This is a genomic window from Govania unica, assembly GCF_027920805.1.
Classification (GTDB): Bacteria; Pseudomonadota; Alphaproteobacteria; order Sphingomonadales; family Govanellaceae; genus Govanella; species Govanella unica.
Window position 1 is genome coordinate 614,412 of record NZ_JANWOI010000002.1, and the last position, 26,088, is coordinate 640,499.

The 26,088-nt window shown below is 54.4% G+C and carries 18 protein-coding genes and 1 pseudogene; 8 read left to right on the forward strand and 11 right to left on the reverse strand.

Translation table 11 applies throughout. The features are described from left to right. Position 1: 1 nt before the first annotated feature. From ntrX to NYP16_RS07595, 5 genes are all read left to right on the forward strand, one after another. The gene (ntrX, locus tag NYP16_RS07575; RefSeq protein WP_274943511.1) at positions 2–1,387 is read left to right on the forward strand and encodes a nitrogen assimilation response regulator NtrX; all 1,386 of its coding nucleotides are present in this window, start codon (positions 2–4) and stop codon (positions 1,385–1,387) included. A gap of 166 nt (positions 1,388–1,553) precedes the next feature. Further along, the gene (gene hfq, locus NYP16_RS07580) at positions 1,554–1,805 is read left to right on the forward strand and encodes an RNA chaperone Hfq (protein WP_274943512.1); all 252 of its coding nucleotides are present in this window, start codon (positions 1,554–1,556) and stop codon (positions 1,803–1,805) included. 122 nt (positions 1,806–1,927) lie between these two features. Further along, complete coding sequence (hflX, locus tag NYP16_RS07585; RefSeq protein WP_279347197.1) at positions 1,928–3,295, forward strand: GTPase HflX; 1,368 nt, start codon at positions 1,928–1,930, stop codon at positions 3,293–3,295. Beyond that, positions 3,292–4,092, forward strand: a complete 801-nt coding sequence (locus NYP16_RS07590; RefSeq protein ID WP_274943514.1) for an inositol monophosphatase family protein — start codon at positions 3,292–3,294, stop codon at positions 4,090–4,092. Before hflX ends, NYP16_RS07590 begins: the two co-directional genes overlap by 4 nt. Positions 4,093–4,124: 32 nt before the next feature. Beyond that, positions 4,125–5,897: a SulP family inorganic anion transporter gene (locus NYP16_RS07595; RefSeq protein ID WP_279347170.1), complete on the forward strand. Its 1,773-nt coding sequence runs from the start codon at positions 4,125–4,127 to the stop codon at positions 5,895–5,897. Here the strand turns inward: NYP16_RS07595 and mazG are convergent. The 3 genes from mazG to NYP16_RS07610 all read right to left on the reverse strand — a co-directional run bounded on the left by mazG (position 5,875) and on the right by NYP16_RS07610 (position 8,479). Then, positions 5,875–6,657: a nucleoside triphosphate pyrophosphohydrolase gene (gene mazG / locus NYP16_RS07600; RefSeq protein WP_346742496.1), complete on the reverse strand. Its 783-nt coding sequence runs from the start codon at positions 6,655–6,657 to the stop codon at positions 5,875–5,877. The genes NYP16_RS07595 and mazG overlap by 23 nt on opposite strands. Positions 6,658–6,685: 28 nt before the next feature. Next, positions 6,686–7,738: a lipid A deacylase LpxR family protein gene (locus NYP16_RS07605; RefSeq protein ID WP_429913148.1), complete on the reverse strand. Its 1,053-nt coding sequence runs from the start codon at positions 7,736–7,738 to the stop codon at positions 6,686–6,688. A gap of 162 nt (positions 7,739–7,900) precedes the next feature. Then, positions 7,901–8,479 carry an outer membrane protein gene (locus NYP16_RS07610; protein WP_274943517.1) on the reverse strand — a complete coding sequence of 193 codons (579 nt, stop codon included), beginning with the start codon at positions 8,477–8,479 and terminating at the stop codon, positions 7,901–7,903. Positions 8,480–8,887: 408 nt separating this feature from the next. Here NYP16_RS07610 and NYP16_RS07615 point away from each other — a divergent pair, with 408 nt between their 5' ends. Continuing rightward, positions 8,888–9,637, forward strand: a complete 750-nt coding sequence (locus NYP16_RS07615) for an SDR family oxidoreductase (RefSeq protein WP_274943518.1) — start codon at positions 8,888–8,890, stop codon at positions 9,635–9,637. 27 nt (positions 9,638–9,664) lie between these two features. Here the strand turns inward: NYP16_RS07615 and NYP16_RS07620 are convergent, their stop codons facing one another. Then, positions 9,665–10,819: a patatin-like phospholipase family protein gene (locus NYP16_RS07620; protein ID WP_274943519.1), complete on the reverse strand. Its 1,155-nt coding sequence runs from the start codon at positions 10,817–10,819 to the stop codon at positions 9,665–9,667. 486 nt (positions 10,820–11,305) lie between these two features. Between NYP16_RS07620 and NYP16_RS14525 the strand changes: the two genes are divergently transcribed. Next, entirely contained in the window at positions 11,306–13,921 is a 2,616-nt protein-coding gene (locus NYP16_RS14525) for a LuxR C-terminal-related transcriptional regulator (protein ID WP_429913146.1), read from the forward strand. A gap of 37 nt (positions 13,922–13,958) precedes the next feature. On the opposite strand, the gene NYP16_RS07630 is transcribed toward NYP16_RS14525, so the two are convergent. The 7 genes and pseudogenes from NYP16_RS07630 to NYP16_RS07660 all read right to left on the reverse strand — a co-directional run bounded on the left by NYP16_RS07630 (position 13,959) and on the right by NYP16_RS07660 (position 25,147). Next, positions 13,959–14,996, reverse strand: coding sequence for a histone deacetylase family protein (locus NYP16_RS07630; protein ID WP_274943521.1), 1,038 nt, complete (start codon positions 14,994–14,996; stop codon positions 13,959–13,961). A gap of 31 nt (positions 14,997–15,027) precedes the next feature. Beyond that, entirely contained in the window at positions 15,028–15,801 is a 774-nt protein-coding gene (locus NYP16_RS07635) for an aspartate/glutamate racemase family protein (protein WP_274943522.1), read from the reverse strand. A gap of 17 nt (positions 15,802–15,818) precedes the next feature. Then, entirely contained in the window at positions 15,819–17,126 is a 1,308-nt protein-coding gene (locus NYP16_RS07640) for a cytosine permease (protein WP_274943523.1), read from the reverse strand. A 72-nt stretch (positions 17,127–17,198) separates the two neighbouring features. Continuing rightward, on the reverse strand, positions 17,199–19,415 hold the full coding sequence (locus NYP16_RS07645) for a TonB-dependent receptor (RefSeq protein ID WP_274943524.1): 2,217 nt from the start codon (positions 19,413–19,415) through the stop codon (positions 17,199–17,201). A 95-nt stretch (positions 19,416–19,510) separates the two neighbouring features. Then, positions 19,511–20,623, reverse strand: a complete 1,113-nt coding sequence (locus NYP16_RS07650; protein ID WP_274943525.1) for a DUF917 domain-containing protein — start codon at positions 20,621–20,623, stop codon at positions 19,511–19,513. A gap of 44 nt (positions 20,624–20,667) precedes the next feature. Further along, positions 20,668–22,245 (reverse strand): hydantoinase/oxoprolinase family protein, encoded by a 1,578-nt coding sequence (locus NYP16_RS07655; RefSeq protein WP_274943526.1) that lies wholly within the window; start codon positions 22,243–22,245, stop codon positions 20,668–20,670. A gap of 343 nt (positions 22,246–22,588) precedes the next feature. Next, a pseudogene (locus NYP16_RS07660) lies at positions 22,589–25,147 on the reverse strand (penicillin acylase family protein). 140 nt (positions 25,148–25,287) lie between these two features. Here NYP16_RS07660 and NYP16_RS07665 point away from each other — a divergent pair. Then, entirely contained in the window at positions 25,288–26,055 is a 768-nt protein-coding gene (locus NYP16_RS07665; RefSeq protein ID WP_274943527.1) for an aspartate/glutamate racemase family protein, read from the forward strand. The last annotated feature ends 33 nt before the right edge of the window (positions 26,056–26,088 follow it).

Genomic DNA, 26,088 nt, shown 5'->3' on the forward strand with positions numbered 1-26,088 from the left:
CATGGCTCTAGATATCCTGATCGTTGATGATGAAGCGGATATTCGCGATCTCGTTTCCGGCATTCTTGCGGATGAGGGATACGGGACGCGAACAGCCGGTGACAGCGATAAAACGCTTGAAGAGATCGAGGCGCGGCGGCCGTCGCTGGTCATTCTCGATATCTGGCTGCAGGGCAGCCGCATGGATGGGCTTGAACTGCTTGACGTCATCAAGTCCAAGCATCCCGATCTACCGGTCGTCATCATTTCAGGCCATGGCACCATCGAAACCGCGGTCGCCGCCATCAAGCGCGGGGCCTATGACTTCATCGGCAAGCCGTTCAAGGCCGATCAACTGCTGCTGATGGTCGAGCGTGCCACCGAAACCGACCGTCTGCGCCGGGAAAATGAAGAACTGCGCGAACGTGCCGGGTTTGAAAGCGAATTGACCGGCCGCTCCGTGGCGATCAACCTGGTGCGACAGACCATAGACAAGGTGGCCCCCACGGGCAGCCGGGTGTTGATCCTCGGACCGCCCGGATCGGGTAAGGAAGTGGTGGCGCGGCTCCTCCATGCCCAATCGCGGCGGGCCAATGGCCCCTTCATCGTGGTCAATGCCGCCTCCATGGAGCCGGACACGCTTGAAAGCGAGTTGTTCGGGGTGGAACGCGAGGGTAGCGTCTATAAGACCGGGGTGTTCGAACAGGCTCATGGCGGGACGCTTTTTCTGGATGAAGTGTCGGAAATGCCGCTCACGACCCAGGCCAAGATCCTGCGCGTGCTGGTCGATCAGACGTTCGAGCGGGTTGGCGGCTCCAAACGGGTTCAAGTGGACGTGCGGGTGGTTAGCGCTTCAAGTAAAGACCTGCGGGCCTTCATCGAAGCCGAACGTTTTCGTGAGGACCTTTACCATCGTTTGAATGTGGTGCCGATCCTCGTGCCATCCCTGACCGAGAGGCGGGAGGATGTACCGCTTTTGGCAGAGCATTTCATGCGTCGCATCGCCGCCGCCACCGGCAGACCGGAACGGAAATTCCGCGATGATGTGATGGCGCGGCTTCAGTCCTTTGACTGGCCGGGCAATGTCCGGCAGTTGCGCAACATGATCGAGCGCTTGCTGATCCTTGCCACTGATGACCGGACCGAGGTCTCGGTCGACATGTTGCCGACTGAATTGAGCGGAATTAGTCCGGATGTTGGCGGGCAGGGGATCGTGACCGAAGTCATGTCCGCCCCCTTGAAGGAAGCACGAGAAGCGTTTGAACGCGAGTATCTGAGATTGCAGATAGATCGATTTGGGGGAAATATCTCGCGGACAGCATCATTTGTCGGAATGGAGCGATCGGCGTTGCATAGAAAATTGAAAAGTCTGGGTATCTCCACATTCGAGCGTCCGGTTCGTCGCTAGCCGATTTGACAACTGAATTTAGGGTCAATTTCGATTTTCAATGACATATCCGACCGAAAAAAAAAAGAGCCCTTGCACCACTGAACAAGCTCCCTCATTTTAGGGTGGTCGATGGATCTATAAGATTCCGAACGGACAAAACCACAATTAGAAAATGGACAAAAAAATGTCGGAAAAAAACCATAACTTGCAGGACGTGTTTCTTAACCATGTGCGAAAGAATAAAACTTCGGTCACTGTGTTTCTAGTGAACGGTGTTAAACTTCAGGGTATCATTACATGGTTTGATAACTTTTGTGTTCTTCTGCGCCGCGATGGGCTGTCGCAACTGGTTTACAAACATGCCATATCAACAGTTATGCCAGCCGGTCCCATTCGTCTTTTTGAAGAAGATGATACGGGCGCTGACGCCAGCTAATTGCTAAGTAGGAGGTCAACACGGGCGTGAGACGATCTAAAACGCATCCTTCCGAGAGCGCGGACCCCGTGTCTGACAAGCTTCCCGCCAAATCACGGCATCAATCAGCCAACAAAAACGAATTGGAGTTTGAGCGTTCGGTCATCAGTGACCGGACGCCAACTCTGGTTGTGCATCCGCATGTGAAAGAGCGTCAGGGGCGCTCTGCCCTTGAGCGTGCAACGGTGGATGTGGCGACACGTCTGCCCGAAGCGCAGCTGGCCGAAGCGATTTCGCTGGCCGAAGCCATTGATCTTGATGTGCGTGAAGCCATCATCGTGGGCTTAAGCGGGCCGAAGCCATCGACATATCTTGGCAGCGGAAAGGTCGAGGAAGTCGGGGAGCTGATCGAAGCCCGCGAGATTGATCTTGTGGTTGTCGATTGCGAGCTGATGCCGCGTCAGCAGCGCAATCTTGAGAAGGCCTGGGGCGTCAAGGTGATCGACCGCACCGGGCTTATTCTGGAAATTTTTGGCGCACGGGCCCAGACCCGGGAGGGGCGGCTGCAGGTCGAGCTTGCCCATCTGACCTATCAAAAGAGCCGGCTGGTGCGGTCCTGGACCCATTTGGAACGGCAACGTGGCGGCACCGGCTTTCTGGGCGGCCCGGGGGAAACCCAGATCGAGGCTGACCGGCGCATGCTGGACGACCGGATCATCAAGCTGAAGAAGCAACTTGAAACCGTGGTGCGCACCCGGGGCCTGCATCGTCGGGCTCGGCAGAAGGTGCCCTATCCGGTTGTGGCGCTGGTTGGTTACACCAACGCCGGGAAATCGACCCTGTTTAATCGCCTGACCGCCGCCGATGTGATGGCTGAGGACATGCTGTTCGCGACGCTTGACCCGACCATGCGGCGGGTGCGGTTGCCGTCGGGTCGCCTTGTGATCCTGTCGGATACCGTCGGTTTCGTCTCGAACCTGCCGACCCATCTCGTGGCGGCGTTTCGGGCCACTTTGGAAGAAGTGGTCGAGGCGGATGTCATCGTTCATGTGCGCGATATCGCCCATCCCGAAAGCGATGCGCAGGCCCGTGATGTGACCATGATTCTCAAGGATCTTTCCGTTGAGGAGGATGCCGAGCATGTGATGATCGAGGGGTTGAATAAAACCGATCTCCTCGACGAGGATGCCCGCATGGAAGTTCTTGGTCGCACGGGGTATGGCAAAACGGCGGTTGCCTTGTCGGCCTTGACGGGAGCCGGCGTGGAAAGCCTGTTGCGTCTGGTTGAAGACCAACTGGCAAGCCGGGACGAAGAACGTGAAATTGTCATCGCCTCCGAGGACGGGGCGATGCTTGCCTGGATTTATGCCCATGGTCAGGTGCTGGACCGGATGGATGGCGAAGATGGCGTTCATCTCCATGTCCGTCTGGCCGCCGCCGATTGGGGCCGCTATGAAAAAGAACGCGGTGCTGTCAGCACCAAAAGGCCGCGTCAGAAACTTGCCTCATGATCGATCTGGATGCCGTCAGCCGTTTGATGCGTGACGTTGCGGGGGACGTTGTTCTGCCGCGCTGGAAGCAGCTTGCGCCGGGCGATGTCGAGGAAAAGGAACCGGGCGATCTCGTAACCATCGCCGATCGTGAGGCTGAGCTGCGCATTACGGACGGGCTTCGTGCGATTATGCCCGCTGTGCCGGTCATTGGGGAGGAGGCGGTCGCCGCCAACCCCCGCTTGATGGAGGATTTGCGCGCGCTGCCGGAACTTTGGTTCGTGGATCCGATTGATGGCACGCAGAACTTCGTGCGCGGTGAAGACCGGTTTGCCGTCATGGTGACCTATCTGCGCGGCGGGGAGACGACGGCAAGCTGGATCTATCTGCCGGTGCAGGATCTTCTGGCCGTGGCCGAGCGCGGATCGGGCACGGAAATAAACGGTCAACGGGTTGTGATGCCAGCGCCGCCGACCGATATCGCTGAGATTATCCCCGCAGCCCATATCAAGCGCATGACTGAGCCCCTGAAAGGGCAGATACAAACGCGGCTGTCCCGGTTCGCTGGCAATCGCCCGGCTTATTGCGCGGGTTATGATTATATTGCTCTCCTTGATGGGCGGCGGCATTTCCTGCTTTATAATCGGACGCTGCCCTGGGACCATGCGCCGGGCTGCTTGCTGGCCAGTGAAGCTGGGGGGCGAGCTGCGCGGTTAGATGGCAGTGCCTATGATCCCTTGGCGCTTGAGGAGACAGGGCTGCTGGTTGCGCCGAATGACAACGCCTGGGCCCGGGTACGTGAGGCGCTGATCAGCTAGCTATCCTTGGTTGTCCGGATGGGGTCTTCCGGATGGGGACGAGTATCGGGGGAGGTTTCGTGGATCGTTTCAGCAAAAAGCCGCAGTCTCAGCCACGCCCGAGTTTCGTCGAGCTTTTTACGCCCAAACTCGTGACTGTTTTGCGCGAAGGTTATCGGTTTGATGATTTTCGTGCGGACGTCATCGCTGGGCTGGTGGTGGCCATCGTGGCTTTGCCGCTATCCATGGCGATTGCCGTTGCGTCGGGAGCGACGCCGGATCGTGGGCTTTACACGGCGATTGTTGGTGGTTTTCTGATTTCCGTTTTGGGGGGCAGCCGGTTTCAGATCGGCGGTCCGGCCGGGGCTTTTATCATTCTGGTGGCGGCCACCGTGGACCGCCATGGCATTGACGGGCTTCTGTTGGCGACCATGATGGCGGGCGCCATTATGATGATCGGCGGTTATTTGCGCCTTGGCACTTATATCAAATTCATTCCCTATCCGGTCACGGTGGGTTTCACCGCCGGGATTGCCGTTATTATTTTCGTCAGCCAGCTCAAGGATTTTTTTGGCCTGAGCCTGCCGGGTAAGGAACCGGGCGCCATTATCCCGAAGCTTGAGATGCTGTGGGCGTCTTCTGATAGCGTCAATTCTGTGGCGCTTGCAGTGGCGCTTGGCACTATTGTTATTATTGCCGGGTTGAAAAAATGGCGTCCGAGCTGGCCCGGCATGCTGATTGCCGTGGTGCTGGCGGCGCTGGCCGGGGCTTTGCTGCAATTGCCGATTGATAGCATCGGCAGCCGTTTCGGCGGTATCCCGCAAGGGCTGCCGATGCCAAGGTTGCCGGAGTTTTCACTGGTCAAAATGCAGGCCTTGTTGCCCGATGCTGTTGCCTTCGCGCTACTCGGGTCGATTGAGTCCTTGCTGTCGGCGGTGGTCGCTGACGGCATGACCGGGCGGCGGCATCGGTCGAACTGTGAGCTTGTGGCACAGGGAGCGGCCAATATCGGCTCGGCCTTGTTTGGCGGGATTTGTGCAACCGGGACGATCGCCCGCACCGCCACCAATGTGCGCGCCGGGGGGCGCACGCCGATTGCCGGGATCCTGCATGCGGTTTTCCTATTGTCTTTCATCATAGTGGCGGCACCGCTTGCAAGCTATATCCCGCTTGCGGCGCTGGCTGGAATTCTGGTGGTTATCGCCTGGAACATGGCGGAGAAGCACGAGTTCATGACGCTGGCCCAATCCTCGCGCGGGGATCTGGTGGTGGTGCTGGTCACGTTCCTGTTGACCGTGTTCCGCGACCTGACCGAGGCCATCGTGGTCGGCTTTGCCTTGGGGGCGGTGCTGTTCATTCATCGCATGACACAAGTGGCGGCCATCGAGACGGAATTACCGCCCGCCCTCGATGATGTGGCAGATAGGGCGAGCGGGGACAGAAGTCACTATGACGGGCATCTTGCGACCGATCCCGATGTGGTGATTTATCGTATTTCCGGGGCGTTCTTTTTCGGCACGGCAGCGGCTATCGGCGCGGCACTCGACCGTATTGGCGATCAGCGCAATGCCGTTGTGATTGATTTTTCGGCGGTGCCGTTCGTGGATTCGACGGCCGCGAATACCATCGCCGGGGTGGCACGCTCAGCGCATAAGCACGGGGTGCCGATTTATATCACGACGGCCTCGCCGACGGTGCAGCAGCTGTTGATGCAACATGGTGTCAGCGGGCCGGGGATCAACTACCGCAAGTCCGTGGCTGAGGCTGTGGCCGAGGCGAAATCAGCGGTGCGGGAGCATGGGATCAGCGCGGCTCCAGCGCCTTGACGGCCGTCCATTCGGCGTCGAGTTGTTCCAGAGACTTTTGCTCCGGCCGCTCACCCTTTTCCCGAAGGCGTGATTCTATCGCTTTGAAGCGGCGTTCGAATTTGGCGTTCGCATTGCGCAGGGCAGTTTCCGGTTCAAGGTCGAGATGGCGGGCCAGATTGGCCATGACGAACAGAAGATCGCCGAATTCTTCCTCGACTTTTGCCTTTGGGGCGTTGCTGTCGATTTCGGCCTGAAGTTCGGCGATTTCTTCGCGCATTTTATCCATGACCGGGGCGATACTGCCCCAATCAAATCCAACCCGGGCCGCACGTTTCTGAAGCTTGACCGCGCGAGTGAGGGCAGGGAGTCCAAGGGCCACGCCATCAAGTGCGCTTGGAGCCCCGGTTGCCTTTTCCGCGCGTTCGGCGGCTTTGAGAACTTCCCAGGCGGCGGTTTGGGCTGCGGCGTCCTTGACCTCCGCATCACCGAATACATGGGGATGGCGGCGGATCATTTTCTTGGAAATGCCATCGACCACATCCGAGAAATCGAAATGGTTGGCCTCGCGGGCCATTTCGGCGTGATAGACCACTTGCAACAGCAGGTCGCCGAGCTCGTCAGCCAGGGACGGCATGTCGTTATGAGCGATGGCCTCGGCCACTTCATAGGCTTCTTCGATGGTATAGGGAGCGATCGAGGCGAAATCCTGCTCGATATCCCATGGGCAGCCGCCATTCGGGTCACGCAGACGGGCCATGATGGTCAGAAGATCGTCCATACTGGCTTTGCTCACGGGGCGGACTCCTTCAGAAATTAAACGACAGATTGATGGATCCGAACTGGTCGGTGCTTTGCTGACCGTCGAATTCCTTGCTACGGAGAATATGGGTATAGGACAGCCGGAAGGGTGGCAAGAGCCCACGGTCCGGCCCGATAAGGGCCAGGCCAAGTTGTAGGTCTGCAACGAATGGCTTTTTGTGGACGCTATGGCTGTGACGGAATGTGTTTCCATCAAGAAAAATATTTCGCGCCACGGCACGACCTTCGACCCCGGCAAAAGCATAGAAGCCGAATTTGTGATTTTTGGGGGTGAAGTAATCGGAGCCTGGCAGACTTGGGCGGATGCGCGGCGGACCATAATCATCCGGCAGATTGGCGCCAATGCGAATGCGGGCGCCGGCAGCGGCATGGGTATAGATATTCCCGACCGCTGCCCCGATGGCGGGGGCAAATTCAGTTTCAAGGCCGGGAATGAGGCGGGCCTTGCGCTTATACTGCCAGACTCGTTCATAGGTGAGAACAAGGCCGGGTTCGTTGCCGAGCTGATGCTCCCAGCCGCGCGGGGGATCGAAATTGAAAAGCTTGTGCCAGGTTTTTTGGGTCAGTTCGGCCGCTGACCAGGGCCCGACCATGCCAATGTTCAATTCGAAGTTGTCTATCTTATTAAAGGTTTTATCCGGTGATCTTCGATAGCTGTCACGGGTCACGAAACCGAACCCTGCATAAAGCCAGCCGGCATAGGGGCGGTCATTGGCGATGAGGTTGGGGTTCGAGATATCAGTGGGCGTATACATGTTCTGGCCGATGGCATAGGAAACGCGACGTTCCTCCCCCCGACCAAAGCCTGGGACCAGCGATGACATCTTGCGCAAAGCCCCGGTCAGGCAGTGACGGCCAGTCTCGCAAGGTTCCGCCTTTGTCAAATAGGAGAGCCGGAGGCCGTTTGTATAATGGCGGTCGTCATCGCTTGCGAACATGTCGTTTTCAATCTGGAGGTTCCAGGTTGTACGATCAAGTCGGTCTGGTTGGGGGTGGGCGGGCTCGGGCAGGTCAAGCGGTGCTGCCCGCGATGGGGTTATGAAAAGCCCGCATAAGATTGCCATCCCAATGAGATTTCGCCGCACAGTTCCATCCTTTTTTCTATTGTCGCACTATAGAAAAACTGGCGGCAATAGCAAACGGCCCCGAAGATTGCTCTTCGGGGCCGTGCAAGACGATACGGCTCGGATGAGCCCTAAAGACTAGAAGTGGTAAGCAACGCCAACCTGGAACGAGCTGTTCTTCGGCTCGAAATCGTTCTTCTTTTCGTAGTCGCTGTAAGCATATTCAGCGCGCAGCGAGACATTCTGAGCGACGAGAGTTTCGAGACCAACGCCGAGCTTCCAGCCATTGAGATGCTGGCTGTTTACTTCAAGGAAGTCTTTGGATTTGAAGCGGGTGTTCACCCAACCGCCATGAACGTAAGCGAGCGTGTTGTCACCAACGAGCGCACCAACGCGAGCGGTGATGCCATAGCTTTCACGAGCCTTGGTGGTGATATCGTCGCCACCGAAATCGATTTTGTTCTTGGCATTGCTCAGGCCAAGCTGACCTTCAAGACCCAGAACCATCGAGTTCACGCGATAGTTGTAGCCGGCAAAGATGCCGCCTTCAACGCCCTGGCCAGCAAGCTGAAACGGGCCGAAATCGTTCTTATAGCTGTCGTAACCAACCTGGCCGCCGAAATACAGGCCGTTGAAAGCAGCGTCATTCGACTGAGCCATAGCAGCAGTCGAAAGGCCAGCAACGAGAGCGGCAGCAGCGAGAACTGTGGTACGCATGAGATTGTCCTTTCTACAGTGACTTTCTATTGAATGCGTCATGATATTGCGCATCCATGCTGGCCATCATGGTCAAATCACTGAGGCTGTCTATGCGTGAAACGTTGTCTTAGGGGTATCAATGTTAACTGTTGCCATTTGGTCACGGAGTATGACCAGAATATGACGCTCGCCTTAGGGTTGTGGCAGGAATGTGGCTGCTAAGGGACAAGATTAAGATAGAATATTTAGGTTTATCAATGAAATATAGAATCAAGCTCGCGTTGCGGGAGGTTGTTTTGCGATTCGAGTGAGGGTGAGTCAGGCCGACCAGATTCTATGCAGAAATACCACAGCCCGGGGGCAATGAAAGCTGTGTTAAGGTTTTAAGGCATAAAAATGGGCGGATCTGCTGCTCTCGGAGGGATGATGTTTTCACTAACTGGCAAGGTGGCGGTTGTAACGGGAGCAGGGCGTGGGCTTGGGCGCGAGATGGCGCAGAGCTTGGCCCGGGCAGGGGCCTATGTGCTGTTGCACGGTCGAAACCCCGATCCACTTGAGGACGTCGTGCGAGAGATAGAAAGCGCTGGCGGCAAGGCAGCATCCCTCCTGTTTGACCTGACAGACGAGGCGGCCATGGCCAAAGCACTTGAGGCCGCTGTTCAGGAGCATGGCGCCATCGACATCCTAGTGAATAATGCCGGGCACCGCGATCGGCGTGGGCTTTATCAGCTGGAGCTTGGCGCTGTGCGTGAACTTCTGGAAATTGATCTCGTGGCGCCTTTTGAACTCGCGCGGCAAGTGGCGCGGCATATGCCGGACAATGGCCGCATCATCAATATCACCTCCATCGCGGGGCATGTGGCGCGTGCCAATGATCCCGCATATACCGCGGCGAAAGCCGGGCTTACCGGACTTACGCGGGCGCTGGCTGCCGATTTCGGGCCGCGCGGCATTACGGTGAATGCGGTTGCTCCGGGGTATTTCGCCACGGAAGCCAATGCTGATATGGCTGCTAAGCCAGAGGTGGCTGATTGGCTCAAGCAGCGCACGTCGCTTGGACGCTGGGGGCGGCCGGAGGAAATCTCAGGTGCTGTGCTGTTTCTGGCGTCGCCGGCAGCGTCTTATATTACTGGCCATGTTCTGGTCGTGGATGGTGGCTTTCTTTCCCATTTTTAGACGGCTTATCTTGTGCCGCTGAAGGAATTACATGTAATTGACGTCGTGAATGATCACGCCGCCACATGCACCAAGATCCTGTGTCCAGGGCGCCAGTTTGATGACCTTGCAGACGTCGGCATACCCATTCTGCCAGCGTGAGGTTATGCTGTCTTCGCAGAAATCGATGTCTTTGTTGACGTCATCGCCCTCAAGAGGGTTCGCAAGCAGCCGGATGATATGCATATGTGTCGGGCAGCCGAAATTTGCCAGCTCCTGAATTTCTGGTTTGGCCAGTTCGGAGGGCGGAAGCTTTGACACCAGCTCAGAGATTGTGTGGCGTAACCGATGGGTTTGTTGTTGGCGTGTCACATAGTTGTCGGTGCTGCTCGAATAGGAAATGTCTTTTTGTCTGTTGAGAACCTGCCAGATGGATTGCGGTTCGGCTCCTTCCGGAGGCCATAAATTCACGGAAAAAATAACGGAATCCTTGCGCGCGGTATCATCGAATACGGCATCTATGGGGCTGTTGGAATATACGCCGCCGTCCCAAAAAGGTTGGCCGTTGATGCGAACGGCGGGAAATGCCGGGGGTAGGGAGCAGGACGCTATCACATGATCGAGGGTTAGGCCCTGATTATGGTTGTCAAAATAATAGAGATTGCCACTGGTGACGCTTACCGCACCCAGTGTCATGCGAATTCTGTCCACGTTCAGGCGATCGAAATCGATCAGTTCTTTGAGCGTGTTCCGCAAGGGGTCGGTGGTGTAAAAAGAAGCGTTTTCAGCCCCGACAGGCGCGAAGATCCCGGCTGTTGCGTAAATGTTCGGGTCAAAAAATCCTGGCAGACCGGTGCTCAATGTGCTGAATTTGGCCATGCTCATGTCAAGCCAGGGCATTAAATGGGTCGATGACAGAGGCTCGGCTCGTTCAATCCGCCGCCAGAACTCACGCAATCTATCCAGACGGTCTTCTCGTTTATTGCCGACAATAATGGCGCCGTTGATGGCGCCGATGGATGTGCCGATGACCCAGTCCGGTTCAATGCCGGCTTCATGCAACGCTGCATAAACGCCGCCTTGATAGGCACCAAGCGCGCCTCCGCCTTGAAAAACGAGGACGACCTGACTTTTTATTTTGGATCCGTCCCTGGTTATACGGAACAAGCTGTTCGTGAGAGCATCCTTGTCTGCAGGCGTCATCGGTGGTTCCTTGAAATTAGGACGGGCAGCACCAACAGATCCGCAACAGGCTTACAAAAATTGACTGTGAACCTTAACCATAAGGAGTTTTAAGATAACACAGATGATCCGGAGGATCATAAGATTAAGGTTCGGAGGCTTGAGGTGGGGAGCGCCTATGAGAGAGCTTTGACGAGTGACATCGAATAATCACATAATTTATATTATGGAAAATTAATGAAGGCCGCGCATAAGGCTAACTGGGTTTGATCCTTCTTACCGCCCCCTGGAATGCAAGATCAGAGGAATGGAGACATTACTTTATTCATACCTCTGGTTGGTGATTCATGTTAAAAATCATCAAGTGGTTGTCATTCGGGGGGATGTAAAAACCAGTTGGAAAACCATTTTGATTCATCGCGTATTATCAAGACGAAGCTGACCCCTTTTTTCCGGGTCAAAGGCTATATTCGCCGTGCGCACTTATTCGAGCGCCTTCAGAAAGCTTTGGATCACCAGCTGACCATTATTGCAGCCGCTGCGGGTTACGGAAAAACCAGTCTGCTCGCTGATTTCTTTACATCGCTGCAGGACCAAGGCGTGCGGTCGGCTTGGTTGACATTGGATGAGGAGGATGCGTCCCCTACCCAATTTCTGTCTTATCTTTTTGCCGCCCTTCAGACTGCCGATGTTAACTTGCCTGAATATAATCCGCTGGCGGAACGCTCCTTTCAGGATGCTCCGTTCCGGTCGGTTATGGCTTCCATTTTCAAGGCTATCGAGGCGATTGATGAGCCGGTTGTACTTATTATTGACGATTATCATCGGGCCGAAGGCAAAGAGCTGAACAGCCTTTTTGAATGGCTGGTCCGGTTTTCGCCGCCGCAACTTCATATCGTCGTTGCCTCCCGAGACCACCCGCAGATCACCCGGGAAAATTTGCGGGTACAAGGTGAACTTCTGGAATTCACTAATGCCGATCTCGCCTTTGTGGCGGACGATGTCAAACGGGCCTTTGAAGCCAATGGCGGACAGGAAATCGATGCGGCGGAAATCGTCCGGCTGACGGATCGCACGGAAGGCTGGCCGCTGGCCATTGAGCTAGCTTTGAAATGGAGCTTGGGTGAACCGGAGAAGGCCAGAAAGATCAGTGAATTTTCTGGCCGCACCCATGATCTTGCAAGATATCTGTCGGAACAATTGCTGTCAGGTCTCCCCGCCGACACCCAGGCCTTTCTGCTGCAGACGTCCATTCTGCCGCGCATCAGCGGCGATCTGGCCAGCCATGTCACCGGACGGGCTGATGGCTGGTTGCTGCTGGAAAAGCTTGAACAGCAGAATATTTTTCTGCTGCGCACGGATATTGAAGGCAAATGGTTTCGATATCATCCGCTGGTGGCAGAATTTCTCGTCGATCGCCTGCTGCGTCTTCGTGACCATGATGTCAAACGCCTGCATCAACTGGCTGCGGGTTGGTTCGGAGATAACGGGTATCTTGGAGAAGCGTTGTCGCATGCGGCGCAATCATCCGACGGCGAAATGATCGCGACGTTATTGGAACAAGCTGGTGGCTGGCGACTTATTCTGGATGGCCGCATGTCGTTCATTCAGCATTATTTGCCGGAACCCTCCTCCCCTCACCTTGCAGACCGCCCACGCATTCAGCTGGCTCAGGCATTTCTATTGATTAAATGCGGAAAAATTGAGGAGGCATCGGCTTATCTCGCGTCGATACGCCCGGCTTTCGAGACCACAGGTCTGCCAATAAATGTGCGTCTTGAAGTGCAGATGGTCAGTGACATCATATCCGATTATGAAGATATTCCGGTCACGGAAGCGGATATAGACATCAGTGTGCAGCTGATTTCTGCCCTGCCAGCCCATGACAATATCCTGCAGGCAATAGCGGGTGAATCTCTCGCCAGCAAATATTATTATTGTGGGTTTCTGGAGAAGTCCTTTGATGCAGTATCGCGCGCGTCACGGAGCTATGAAAAAATAGGTTCCTTTTATGGCATGACCTTTACGCTGTTTCACAAAAGCCGCGTGAAGTTTGCGCAAGGAAAACTGAAAGAAGCGGAGAAAATTCTGGATGATCTGATTGACGCTGTGCATAGCAATTTTGGTGCTGCATCTGATCTTGCCGCAAATCTGGCGGCGTTCCGCAGTGAATATCTTTATGAGAAAAATGATATTCCGGCGGCTTCTGCGCTTTTATCCTGGGCGCTTCCTCATATGGAGGCGTCGGATGGCTGGTTTGATGTCTATGAGGCAGGCTATCTCACGGCGGCGCGCTGCGCATATCGCATCACGGGATTGGATGCAGCCCTGGATATTCTGGAACGTGCGCGGGGGACCGCCAAACATCGCCGCCTGAAAAGATTGAAGTTTGCCGCCGATCTCTGTGAGATCGAGCTTGCCATTGAAATCGGTGATCTTGAACGGGCACAAACATTGGCGAATTCAATCGAACTTTCGAACCATATCACCAGGCTTGGTCAGGATAGTTTGCTGTCCCGTCACCAGGACTATCGCATGGGGATCGTTGCCGCCCGCTTGAATATAGCCTTGGGACAATCTCCGGATCATTTGGCCGGACTTGAAAACCTTGCACAGTCGGAAAGCTGGGGACGCCAGCTTATAGAGATCCGAATTTTGCGGGCCATTGCGAGCTTCTCAGCCGGGGAGCAGAAGCAAGCGGCAAGTTATTTTGATAAGGCTGTTTCGTCAGCGCTTTTCGAAGGCAGCGTCAGGGTTCTGGTCAAGGAAGGTGCAGCGCTTTTGCCGCTCATACAATATATCGAAAGCAGCGAGAGCCCCTTGCCGACGGATCGTTTCCGAAATGCCTTTGTGAAAGAGATCCATCGGCTTATCAAGATTGAAAATCGCCTGTCGCAACAGGTGACTTCTGGAATTCTTTTGCCCAAAGGCGAGCTTGAGACTTTGCGTATTCTGGATACCGGTCTGACAAACAAAGAAATCGCGATCAAGCTTGATGTCTCTCCCAGCACGGTGAAATATCGGCTGAAGTCGCTATTTGTGAAGCTTGGCGTTTCATCGCGTCGGGAGGCCGTCAAATTGGCGCGTGATAAAGGCTGGCTCCATACGGATATCCTATCCTGACCTGGATCAGAAGTTGTGGCCCCCCTGCCCCTTTTGGTCAGGGGTTTTTGTGCGCAAACGCCTCTAAAACATTGACGGTATTGACGCCAAGATCTTCCACGGCATAGCCGCCTTCCATGACAAAAAGCGTTGGCAAATCCAGTCGCGCCAAGCGGTCGCCCATTTTCAGGAAGTCTTCGGATTTCAGTTTGAAATAGGAGATGGGGTCCCCTTCATAAGTATCCACGCCGAGGGATATGACCAGGGCATCCGGTTGATAGCGTTGAACGCCCGCGCAGGCGATCTCCAAAGCTTCAAACCATGTCTCGGCACTGGTGCCTGCGGCCAGCGGATAGTTGGCATTGCAGCCTTCGCCAGGGCCACGGCCTGTTTCATCGCCATAGCCCAGAAAAAAGGGATAACTGGTGGCAGGGTCGCCATGTACCGAGGCGAAATACACATCAGACCGATCATAGAAGATGCTTTGTGTACCATTGCCATGGTGATAGTCGACGTCGAGAATGGCAACCCGTGCCGCCCCCGCATCGCGAAATCCCTGTGCGGCGATGGCGGCATTGTTGAGGAAACAATAGCCACCGTAATAGTCCGAAGAGGCATGATGTCCGGGCGGGCGGCAAAGTGCAAAAGCACTCCGTGCCCCCTTTGTGATGAGGTTTTGCGCGGTGAGTGCTACGTCCGCAGCGGTTTTGGCTGCCGTCCATGTGCCTGATGTGATTGGGGCCGTGGTGTCAAAAGAAAAATAGGAAACCCTGCCATGAATATTCTGTGGAATCCGATCCGATCGCATGTCGCGTGCGGGAGTGCAGATCGGCAGAATGTCCGTGGTCTCGCCAATGGCTGTCCAATCGGCCCAGGCCTGTTCCAGAAAATCAACATAGGCGGGACGATGCACGCGTTCGATGCGGGTTCTGTCAAAATTTTGCGGGACCAAAATCTCGCCAAGATTTCGTTTTTTGACTTCGGCAAAAATCATGTCCGCGCGGGACGGCATCTCAAAACAAGGGACAAGCTTGCCGGCAAATAATTCAGCCTGACCATGGTGCAGATGATGTTTGTCGGAATAGACGGTTTTCATAAGCTTGCCTCAAGAATTTGCAGCCAAAAACCTATAGCGATGCCGGATTATAAAAATCAGGGAAAACATATCCTTGGATGAATTTGTTTTTATGTGGTGTCGGATATGCGCGCTTGCTGTGACATAAGCCTTCGAGTACGAGGGCCGACATTAACCGTATGGTAAGCGGCATGGGATCAATCACGGGCACATGCAATCCATCTGCGGCGAGCGCATCGGATACGGCTTGCGCGCAGCCGTAAAATCCGGTGCAGTTCAGGACCAACACATCGGCTTGATCCTGGCGCACGGCTTTTTGTGCTTCGGAAATCAGAGCATTATTGGTGGCGGTCATATCCGTACTGATTTGTTCGGGTTGGATATTGACACTGCGAAACGAGGCGAATTTTTCGGTCAGGCCATAGATCGCCATGAGATTTTTGACCGAAGTCCGGGCGTCATCGGTCACGTCGAGGATGCCAAAGCGGCTGCCCAAACTGGCGGCAATGTGAAAACTTGATTCCGCAGTGCCCACGACCGGGATCGATAGAGCTTCCCGTAAGGCGCGCACTCCCGGATCAGCCATGCAGGCCATCACGACACCATGGAACCCTTCGGCTTGGGCCTCAAGTCCAACTCGCAGAATATCGGGAATGGCGAGTGCATCATCAATTTCGGATTCGATCGAGGACGGGCCGTTCTTCAGACAGCGCGCCTCAACTGAAATGTGATTTGGGACATCAAAAGATTTCAGGTATTCGCTCATCTCATCATTGTTGTAGCTGGCGCTTTCGATGATGGGAGCAATGACACATATTCTTTTCATGGCTTTCTTTCTGACGCTCAATACCTGCGAACAAGCTGGCTTTCCAGACGGCTGCGGCGCGCATTGAGCATATATTCAAGCGGCATATAAAGTATCACCGATGTGATGAGGGCATCGCAAGATGGAATGGTTGTGAGCGTAAAGAAATCAAAAGCGGTTGCCGTCGCCACCGCGACGCCAATGCCCCATGCGGTGAACGCCGGAATACTGGTGCCGGGCAGCTTGGAAATCTCGGATACATCTTTCATTTTGTCGGGATAAAGAATGTAAAAGGCCACGTAAATTCCGGCGACGGGCGGGATTAGAATGCCAAGGAACAGCAGGAACGGAATGAAATGATTGACGATCCCGAGCATGGCGATGGCCATGCCCGCGAGCCCTGCCCCAATCATGAGTTTCCATTGCGGGATCCTGATAAAGGTCGCGGCGAGCCCGAGGCCTGCACCATAAAGATTTGAGGCGTTGGCAGTCCAGGTCGATAACACCAACACGAGCAAGGCCGGAACGCCAAATCCAAGACCCATGAGTATTTTGAGCAAATCCGACTCACCCGTCACCAGGCTGGGTACTGCTGCCGCAGTCAGGATCAAGGGGGCGGCAAGCGTGAAGGAAATGAACATCGCGAGAACTGCCTGTCCCTTGCCGGAAATATAACGTGCGACATCGGGCATGGCTGCAACCATGACCATATTCCCGCCGGCCGTCGCGGATACGGCAAGACCGAAGGACATTGTACCTTGATGCGTGGCGAGCAACACACCGGGCTCAGCTTTGGTAAAAGAGATGACAAGAACAGTGATCAGAATGAAAAGCAGAATCGGCACCGCGACCAATGCCAATTTATCCAGTGCCTTGAAGCCGAAGATTGTGGTGGCAACCATAAGGACGCTGCCGATGATGATATAAATATTATAGCTGAAGTGAAAGCCGGTCAGATTCCAGATCATCGATTGGCAGGCCTCGGCAAACATGAAAGCATTGACGCCAAACCAGCCAAACATTGTCGTTGCCAGCACCATGTTCACAAACTTGCCCCCCACAGGCCCAAACGCGAACTGTGCCAGCATATAGGTTGTCAATCGGGTCTTGGCGCTGACGATGGCCGTGCAGCTGCCAAGGAATGTGAGCAGAAGACCGGCGATCAGAAATGCCAGTACAGCATCAGGCAGCCCCAATGCCGTACCAATTTTGACCCCGTTCAGAAATCCCGGCAAGGCAATGCCGCAACCTACAACGACCAGGGCAAGCCGCAAGCCATTGACCGTTTTTCCCTCCGGTACGGGCGTGGTCGAATAGTCTTCGACAAGGTCATTGAAATTGCTCACATGTCACCCATGTCACGAGTTAAAGCCGGGAGGGAACCTGAGCCCCTCTTGCGAGAGGCTCAAGCGGACTGATTACATATTGATCGAGAAGGTTGCGCCAAATTCACGCGGGCGCCCCCAGAAGGCCATGGCGTGAGAGTCGCCAATTGCGATCAGATCCTGACCCCAGGTCATGTAATGTTTGTTGGTCAGGTTTTTGCCCCAGAATTTAAGCTGCCACCGGGTATTTTCGGGCTCGACAATAAGATGGGCATCAAAAATACCGAAACCGCCCTGTTTCACCCGAGGGGAATTTCCAGTATCCGCGAAATACGCACTGCGGTAGCTGTAGTTGCCGCCGATCATGACGGAGCCAAAGCTGTCGAGCGGCAAGGTCAGATCGCCACCGGCGATCACGGTCCAATGAGAGAACATGGGCAGGCGGGATTTTTTGCTCACCGTCGGGAACGGACTTGGATAAATGCTTGTCCATTTTTCATCGGCATAGCCAAGATTGGCATAGACGTTCAACATTTCAATGGGACGTGCCAGAAGCTCAGCTTCAAACCCTTTTATGTTCAGATTTCCAGCGTTGGTCGTCGGAAAATAAAGATTCCCGAATGCATCGGTCGCACCGGATACAAGCTGGATGCCTTTATAATGGGTCAAGAATGCGGCGGCGTTCGCTCGCAAGCGATTATCGAACCACTGAGTTTTGAATCCCCCTTCCCAGGCAATAACTTTCTCGGGATCATAGGGTTGAAACTTTCCGGCATCGAACTGACGGTCGACACGTCCATTGAAACTGCCGCTTTTGAAGCCGCCGGTATAGGTTGCATATAACAGAGCTTCTTCCGTAGCCTGGTATTCGATGCCAAGACGAGGATTGACCGCAGACCAGTGGTGACCGCCGCTATTGTTAAAGGCGCTGAGAGTCCCGAGGCCAATGGGTGAAATAATATCGGTGCTCTTTTTTTCATAGGTCCAGCGCAGACCGGCCGTTAGGCTCAGCTCCGGGGTGATCTTATAACTGCCTTGACCGTAAGCGGCGAAGTTATTCGTTTTGAGTTCCGTGTGGCTGAGCGGACCATCTCCATAGGGAGCGACCAGCCAGAAGACGTAGAAATTATTCTGAATGGATTCCTCGTTGTGCTCATTGAAATAATAAGCACCCAAGACCCATTTTAGTTTTTCTGACTGGTGGGAAAGCTGGAATTCCTGGCTGAACTGATGTTGCTTGTCTTGAACCAACTGGTCATTATAAACTACCGGCTGTCCATCAAAATCGGTAGCTGTATCGGCGTCAAGCTTGCGATAGGCCGTGATCGATTTCAGAGTGACGGGACCAAAGTCCTTATTGACCGTCAGTGATGTTCCAAAAATATTGAGCTTGTCTGTCGGGCGTACTCCCGAGGTGCTGTATTTCCAGGGCTCCGCGGCGGGAGGGTAATTTGCGATATCAAGACCAGTCAGCTCTAGGAACAGCTCGCGCCCTCCGCCGACGGTTGCAACTTCGGTCAGACCTTGTGCGGCAATATGAGCGCGACGTTTTGTAACGTCCGCGGCGAGGATGATATCAAAATCGGCCGCAGGCGCGTATCGTATCTGGATGCCGCCGCTGATGGTATTGTCATCGCCGAGCTTGATGCCGTCGATCAGACGAGTTTGAAAGCCGTCATTATGGCGGGCCGAGCCAGTGATTTTCACAAACAGTTGATCGGTGATCGGCACATTGGCCATGAATCGACCATCGGTGCGGCCGAGATTGCCGACGGTGATTTCCGCCATGACCTTCAGATTTTCATCCGGCTTTTTGGTGATGATGTTGATGGCGCCGCCGATGGTGTTCTTACCGAACAGCGTGCCTTGCGGACCTTTCAACACTTCGATCTGTGCAATGTCTGCAGTATCAAGCGCCCCGCCCACAGTGCGGGCCATGTAAACACCGTCAACAAAAACGCCCACCCCGGGATCGGACGTTGCCACAAAATCCAGCTGGCCGATGCCGCGAATGAAGAAGTTGGCACCAGCCGAGCTGCCGGAGAAACCCTGACTGAACTGAACGTTCGGCGCCAGACGCTCGACCTCACCGATGTTCGTGATGCTCAATGTATCGATCATTTTTTCCGAAACAACGGTCACGGAAACGGGCGTGCGCTGCAGATTTTCGGACAGCTTTCGTGCGGTGACCGTGATTTCTTCGAGCATCGCGCCGCTTGCTGCCGGGGTTTCGGCGGCTGTTGCCACATAGGGGCACAGACCGTAAACCATGGCGACCGTGCCGAGGAGATGTTTTATTGTCTGTGTCATGGAACGTTTCATTGTAACCTCCAACTTGCTATTTTTTAAAAAGCTCGTAGCCACCAGAGCTTTGATGGCGAAGAGCATTTTTTGGATTTAATTTCTCAGATCCAGTTGTTTAATTGTTCGATTGGGCAATAAATTTCTGGAAATCCAAAGGCCAAGGGCCCGAGAATTGCCAGAGCTTCCGGAGTTCGCAGAATGGGTGGAACGCTTGTGCCCACCAGTTTGACGCGTTGGCCGTATTTCAATTTTTCCGTGGTGATCGTGTCCGCGGTTTCCCGATCAAGGACGGAGATGATGTCCGGCACGGTTGCCAGAAGTTGGCCGCCCTTATAAGCTTTCAAATTCTCATTCTGGAATTCGACCTTTACGGTCTCGCCGCTGTCGCCAAAGGCTTCGATAGTCAGCGATCCGATTGAGAACCCCCCGACTGTGTTGCGCTGCAAGTCGACAATGCGGCCATCAAACAGAATGCCGGCATGATTGTAATAGCCGGTCGACCGCAGGCAGGAAAACAGCGCTTCGAACGGGTCCCGTTGCGACGCCTTGGCTTCCCGGATCGCTCGTCCGATATTGACGGCCAGCGACACCGTACCGCGAACGGCATATTGTTTGATCTCATATCCGGAGGCGGCAAAATCAAACACATGACAGGCCCCTCCCATCATAACGGCGATCTGGCGACCGATGCGCTCCCCTTCGGCGGCATTGACTGCTTCCATGGCTAGACAATTGCCGTTTGAATCCGAAAAGACCACGGGGTTGGGAGATAGCCCATAAATATTATAAGTCACCATCTGAGCTTCGGGAAAGGCGCGCCCCATGCCGTCGCCGTCGACCACTGGCAAGCCCTCAGCCGCAGCGAGAACCATGGCGGCGAGGCCATTGCTGCCGCCAATTTCACTGGCAATCAGCGCGTCGACCTTGCGACCTTTCAGATGTTCCAGCATGCGCAGACCTGCCACGGGTTCGCGACCATTTGGCAGTTTTTCTTCCCCTACCGTGGGTGCTCCCATCCAACCACAGGGCGCGACCAAAGCGTCATGGGGAAGATCGGCCATATTGATAAGACGGATCTGGCCGCTCTTTTGCAGAATATCCAGAAGTTGCAACACAACAGCATGAGGATCGCCGCCGCCGCCAGATCCCAGAAACGCCGTCCCTCTTGCAAGATCGCGTATATCCTGTTCGACCAAAAGAACACCCGTGTCCATCGTCGCTATCTTGCTCCCGCTTATATTCTGGTGCCTGATCATGATCATGAAAAGGCCAGGTCGCCGGTCGCTTTCGCCCGCACCCGAACTGTTTGTCCGGGAAGATAGGACATGGCGACCTCGTCGATTTCGATCACTTTGGCGGTTGCTTCTATTCCACCGGCTTCAACCACCCTGCGGATGGCTTCGCCTTTGGCAAGCGCCAGGGCCTGATCACGGCCAAGGCTGTCATAGGAAAACAACTTGTCGACTTCGGCGCCGACCTGCGCGATGGCGGCTCCGATGGCATTGGCCACAGAGGCCAAGGCAGGACGTATGATCTCGGATGCTCCGCGAAGCTTGCGGTTGACAATAATATTGCCGCCGCCAACCAGAATGACGGGCACGTCCGCCGGGCTGGTCTTGACACGGTCCAGCGCGTCTTCAAGCATGAGATGGATCTGTTCGTTCAACTGATCGCATACGCTTTCCGATAACCGCGGCGCCTTGTTGCTGTCGCCGATACTCGCCTGCCCTCTCGCCACGGCAAGATCGGTGACGGTCAGGGTTTCACCGCCGAAGACAAAGGCATCTTTGGTCAGCCGATAGCCCACGGAATCTGGCCCGATGGCAATATCGCCGATCTGGTCGGCAGGACCTGTAAAGTTGGCAGGGTTGAGATGAATGCGTGTACCGCCGCCAAGACCGATAGCCAGAATATCCGGCATACGAAAATTGGTCCGAACTCCACCGATGTCTGCTTCGACCGATGACTCACGAGGAAATCCCCCCTGCAATACGCCGACGTCCGAGGTCGTGCCGCCAATATCGATGACCACCGCATCGGCAAGGCCGGATAGATAAGCTGCGCCGCGCATGCTGTTGGTGGGGCCGGATGCAATGGTCAGGACCGGATAGCGCGCAACATAGCTGGCACTCATCAAAGTGCCGTCATTCTGGCTGATATAAAACGGGGCTTCGATGTTGAGGCGGCGAATGGCTTGTTCGAGCGACTGCACCACATGCAAGGAAAGCTGGCTGAGCGCCGCGTTCATGATGGCGGCATTTTCACGCTCCAGAAAACCAAGTCGGCCGATATCTTTGGAAAGACTGATGCTGATGCCGGGATTTTCGCGGGCCACAATCTCGGCCGCATGATTTTCCATATGATCGTTGACCGGGGCGAAGACACTGGAGATGGCTACTGCCTTTAAGTCGCGAGCGCGGATTTCACGGGCTGCTTGCGTCACCGCCGTTTTATCGAAAGGCGCAATTTCCCGGCCATCGAATTCATAACCGCCGGGCACAAGAAAACTATGCTCGCCAACCGCGCGCCGCAAGGACTGGGGCCAACCGATTTTGGGTTTCAACGCCTCGCCCGATGGGCTCGCCAAACGAATGACGCCGACTTCAAGTAGCCCACGACATTCCACCAGTGCATTGGTGAAATGGGTCGTGCCGATCATAACCGATTGAATGCGGCTGGTCGGGACGCCGGACTCCGCGATCAAGGAGCGTAGAACAGCTTCAATGCCCTCACCGACGTCCATAGTGGTTGGTGCCTTGACCCAGGCCACGACGTCAGACCCGTTCATCAGAACGGCATCTGTATTCGTTCCACCGACATCGATACCAACCCGCATTCCCCGCTCCCAGTCCGATGCTCTTGTGAGCAATTTTCCTTAACCACCTGATAAAGCTATCCCAAGGAGGACAGTTTTCTAACTGTGGAAATAGGATAAACGGAGATATTACGGGCCAGAATTACAGGGCGCAGGGCAATGTATAATTGTCTTTTTCAGGGTGTCGGGTAGGTGCTTTTTTTAAGTGGGTAGTTCAAATAAAAAAATGGGCAGTTTGAGAAATTCATCGGGTAAACAGGCCGTGCTGAAAATCCCTGTCCCTTTGAGCGTCGTCTTCGCCATATAATAAAAAGTGACGGCCAGCACCTTGGTACTGACCGTCACTAGGATCTAAAGGCCGATGTTACTTGAGTATTATAATCGCCTCGCTTCCGATTTCCTGCTCAGACGGGATTGTGAGCGGGGCGAGTTCGAAGTTCTTGTAGATATCGAGATGATAGGTCGAGGTTGTTTGTCCACGATCTTCCGGCCCACCCATGGGATTGGCGAACCCGGCCTTCTGTAGTTTGCCGTCTTCTCCGTATTGCACCTGAAGATTGATAGCGCCACGGTTGGCATAAAGGCCAGAGTCCACCTTACTTTTAAGCAAAGCCATGGGAATGCGATTGGCATTGCTCGGGAAATACCGCTGGATGGATGTTTTCTCACGCCATTCAGACATCTCCTTGCCGCTGTTCTTACTGGCAAGTTCCTTGGTCGCTTCGATCAGCGCCTGACGCACGATGTCGAGCGCGTTCTGACCTTGGAAGAAATCATAATTATTCGGGACATGACCTTTATTGGTGGCGGCCAATAGCGCGCGATAGGTAGCAAGAACGCCGCCTGATGGATGTTCTTCAAGACGCGCGAGCGTCGGTTGCAATACATAATTGACGTAATATGCGCCAGATTTCGAGTCACCCAAGGTCGGTTGCATAGTTTCGGTGACGATTTTTTTCAGCCAGGCATCAAACAATGTGAGGCCGGCGTGATCAAACATACCATCTCCCTTGGTATCGGTACGCAGACCATTCCAGTCGAGAATGAGCGCCGCCGCATGAGCTGCCGGGCTGTTTTTTTCCAGCCCCGGCGCGGCGTCGGCGATGAATTGACGCATGATGAACCAATTGACGTCGGTATGGGAGACCACTCGATTGATTGCCCAGATGTCATCCCAGCCGATCGGGCCGTTCAACTTGTCCAATTCCCGTTTGATAATTTCCGCCTGGTTGCCGCGGCTCCATTGTTCCCAATAGATGCCGCTGTTCTTGATTGCTGCCGCTGGCCGGTTATTGAAATTGAACATGACGCCATCGGTTAAATGAATGAAATTCAGAGACTTGGCCGGCCCGGTATATTCTTGATCGCCACGTCCTGAGAGCGGCAGACGGATATCCGTGCCGTCTGGGCGCTAGGGGAACAAGCCGGTATGGGCAAAGCCTACGCGGCCTTTGTTATCCGAATAGAACCAGTTGTAATTGAAGGCAAAGCCCTTGACCCGCTCGCGCCATTGCCCTTCCGATTGAGCCGTCACCGCCCGCAACCATGAAAAGAGCGAGCTTGCTTCATGCCCGCGCCAGGTCAAGGCCTGGGCATAGGCAACATTATTGACCTTGTCTTCTTGGGTGACGGGGCCGTGAACGGTTCTCTTGAACACAACGGTTTGGGTATCAGCACCTTTGACGGCGATATGCTCTTCCCGGGTTTCAAATGAGTGCCATTCGTCTTTATAGAAATAGGTGCCGCCATCCTCGGAATTCAGTTGTTCCTGAAAGATATCGGCCTGCATGTTAAGCCCTGCCGTCATACCCTAGGCATAATGCCGGTTCACGCCGACTTGAAATGGCAGAAGCCCTTCGGCCGCCATGCCGACGAAATCGAAATCACCGCCATGAAGACCGACGGTATAATAATAGGATGGATGGTGCCAGCCGGTCTGCGGACCGTTCAGGAAAATGGATTTGGCATTTTTGGCACGGGCGGCTCCGACGGCCCAGCTCATGTTGGTACGACGTGGTTCGTCACGTTCGGCATCAAACGATTTATTCCAGCTCAGTTGCATATCCTTGGGCAGAACCAGTCCATTCGGCATTTTGGCTGGTGCCGCACAGCCCCGTGCCGGTGCAAGTTTGATAGCATTATCATCTTTTGATTCATCTCCGACGGAAGTCACCGCCAACGGATCATAGGTCCATAAAAGTTGATCAAAGATGTCGTCGCAATCTTGCGGTTTGCGGCGGATGAGGTCGGTATAAAGCGCAAAGTTATCAAGCTGAAACGCATAGTTCGAGTAATAGGCAAGAATATCCGATGCCGTCACCAGCACAGCAAGCGGTGTCCAGGGTTCAGGCGAAAATCCGTAGTGCTGGAACGTCTTGGGAAGCTTGGTTTCAGGCTGCTTTAGTGCTTCTTCAATGGCTCTATTGAGCCCCTCGGTGAAAGCGACGAGGATTTCGCGGTCCGTTTTGGGGAGATCTTCAAGCTGCTTTTCGAATGAAGACAGATTAAGGTCACGCCGGGTATCCGTATCTTTTTCAATATATTTTGTCGGCCAGTTCTTATCACCGGCACCGAAGACTTCGGCGCTGCGTCCATAGGCCTGACGCTTGCGTACTTCGATCTGGAACAGGCGCTCCTGCCCGATGAGATAACCGTAAGCGCGGAACAACTCGACGTTTGAATCCGCGTAAATATGCGGCACACCTGCATTATCACGGTAGATCCGGGCCGAAGCCGAGGCGAGCGAAATCATGCCTGCCATGACAAACGTGGCCGTGATAATCGCTTTGAAAAGGAATCTGATCTTCAAGCTCATAATCCTGGTGAATAAATCATTCTGGCCCTCCCCGGCAATTCCACGGAAGACGATTTCGACTACATCCACCAAGACGGCTATGTCAGAATGATGTGATCCGTTTGGCATTTTTGTTGAAAAGGGATTGGCCTCCTCATAAGGTCAGAAATTATGCCTGTGCTTGGAAAAACATCAGAGAAGGACGATCGTCCTGCTATTGAAAGAGGGTTGCTTGTTTCTTTTAGGTGATTAAGAGGGGCACCAAAGATATGGCACTAATCCGCGTTATCACGCCTCTTTGTTCGATGTCGGACGAAATGGCCAAGGACACCATGAATGAAGTCAACTGTTTGAGCGATATTCAGTTTTCGTTCGACAACGTGGTTCTTGGCGTCGGTCCGGCAAGTATCGAAAATAGCTTCGACGAAGCCTATACCGCCCCACTTGTCGCCATAAAGGCCATGGAAGCGGAACAAGATGGTTGTCAGGCAGTCATTATTGATTGCATGGGCGACCCCGGCATGCATGCCGCCCGTGAAGCCGTCAGCATCCCGGTTATCGGTCCAGGCGAATGTGCCATGCATATGGCGGCGACTTTGGGGCATCAATTCAGCTGTGTTTCCATTCTTGACAGCGTGAGACCGATTTTCTTCGATCATGCCCGTATTTATGGAATCGGTCATAAGCTGGCATCGGTCCGCACCATCGGCGTCGGGGTGACCGAGCTTGAGAAATACGGGGCCGAACAAATTAATGCCATGCTGCTGGAGCAGTCTTTAAAATGTATTCAGGAGGATCATGCAGATAGCATAATCCTTGGTTGTACAGGCTTTGTCGGCGTGGCCGAATGGCTGCAACAGGAACTCGAAAAGCAAGGCTTTGCAGTCCCTGTCATAAACCCTTTGCCAACCGCAGCCTTACAGGCAATCGCCATGATCCGCGGCAAGATCCGGCACAGCAAACGTGCTTACAAAAAACCTAATCTGCAAAAGTATGAAGGCGTCAAGTTTCCCAGTCCAGATACCACTAAACGATAATATCCAAGATAATCTTAAACCCGTCGTGCTTGA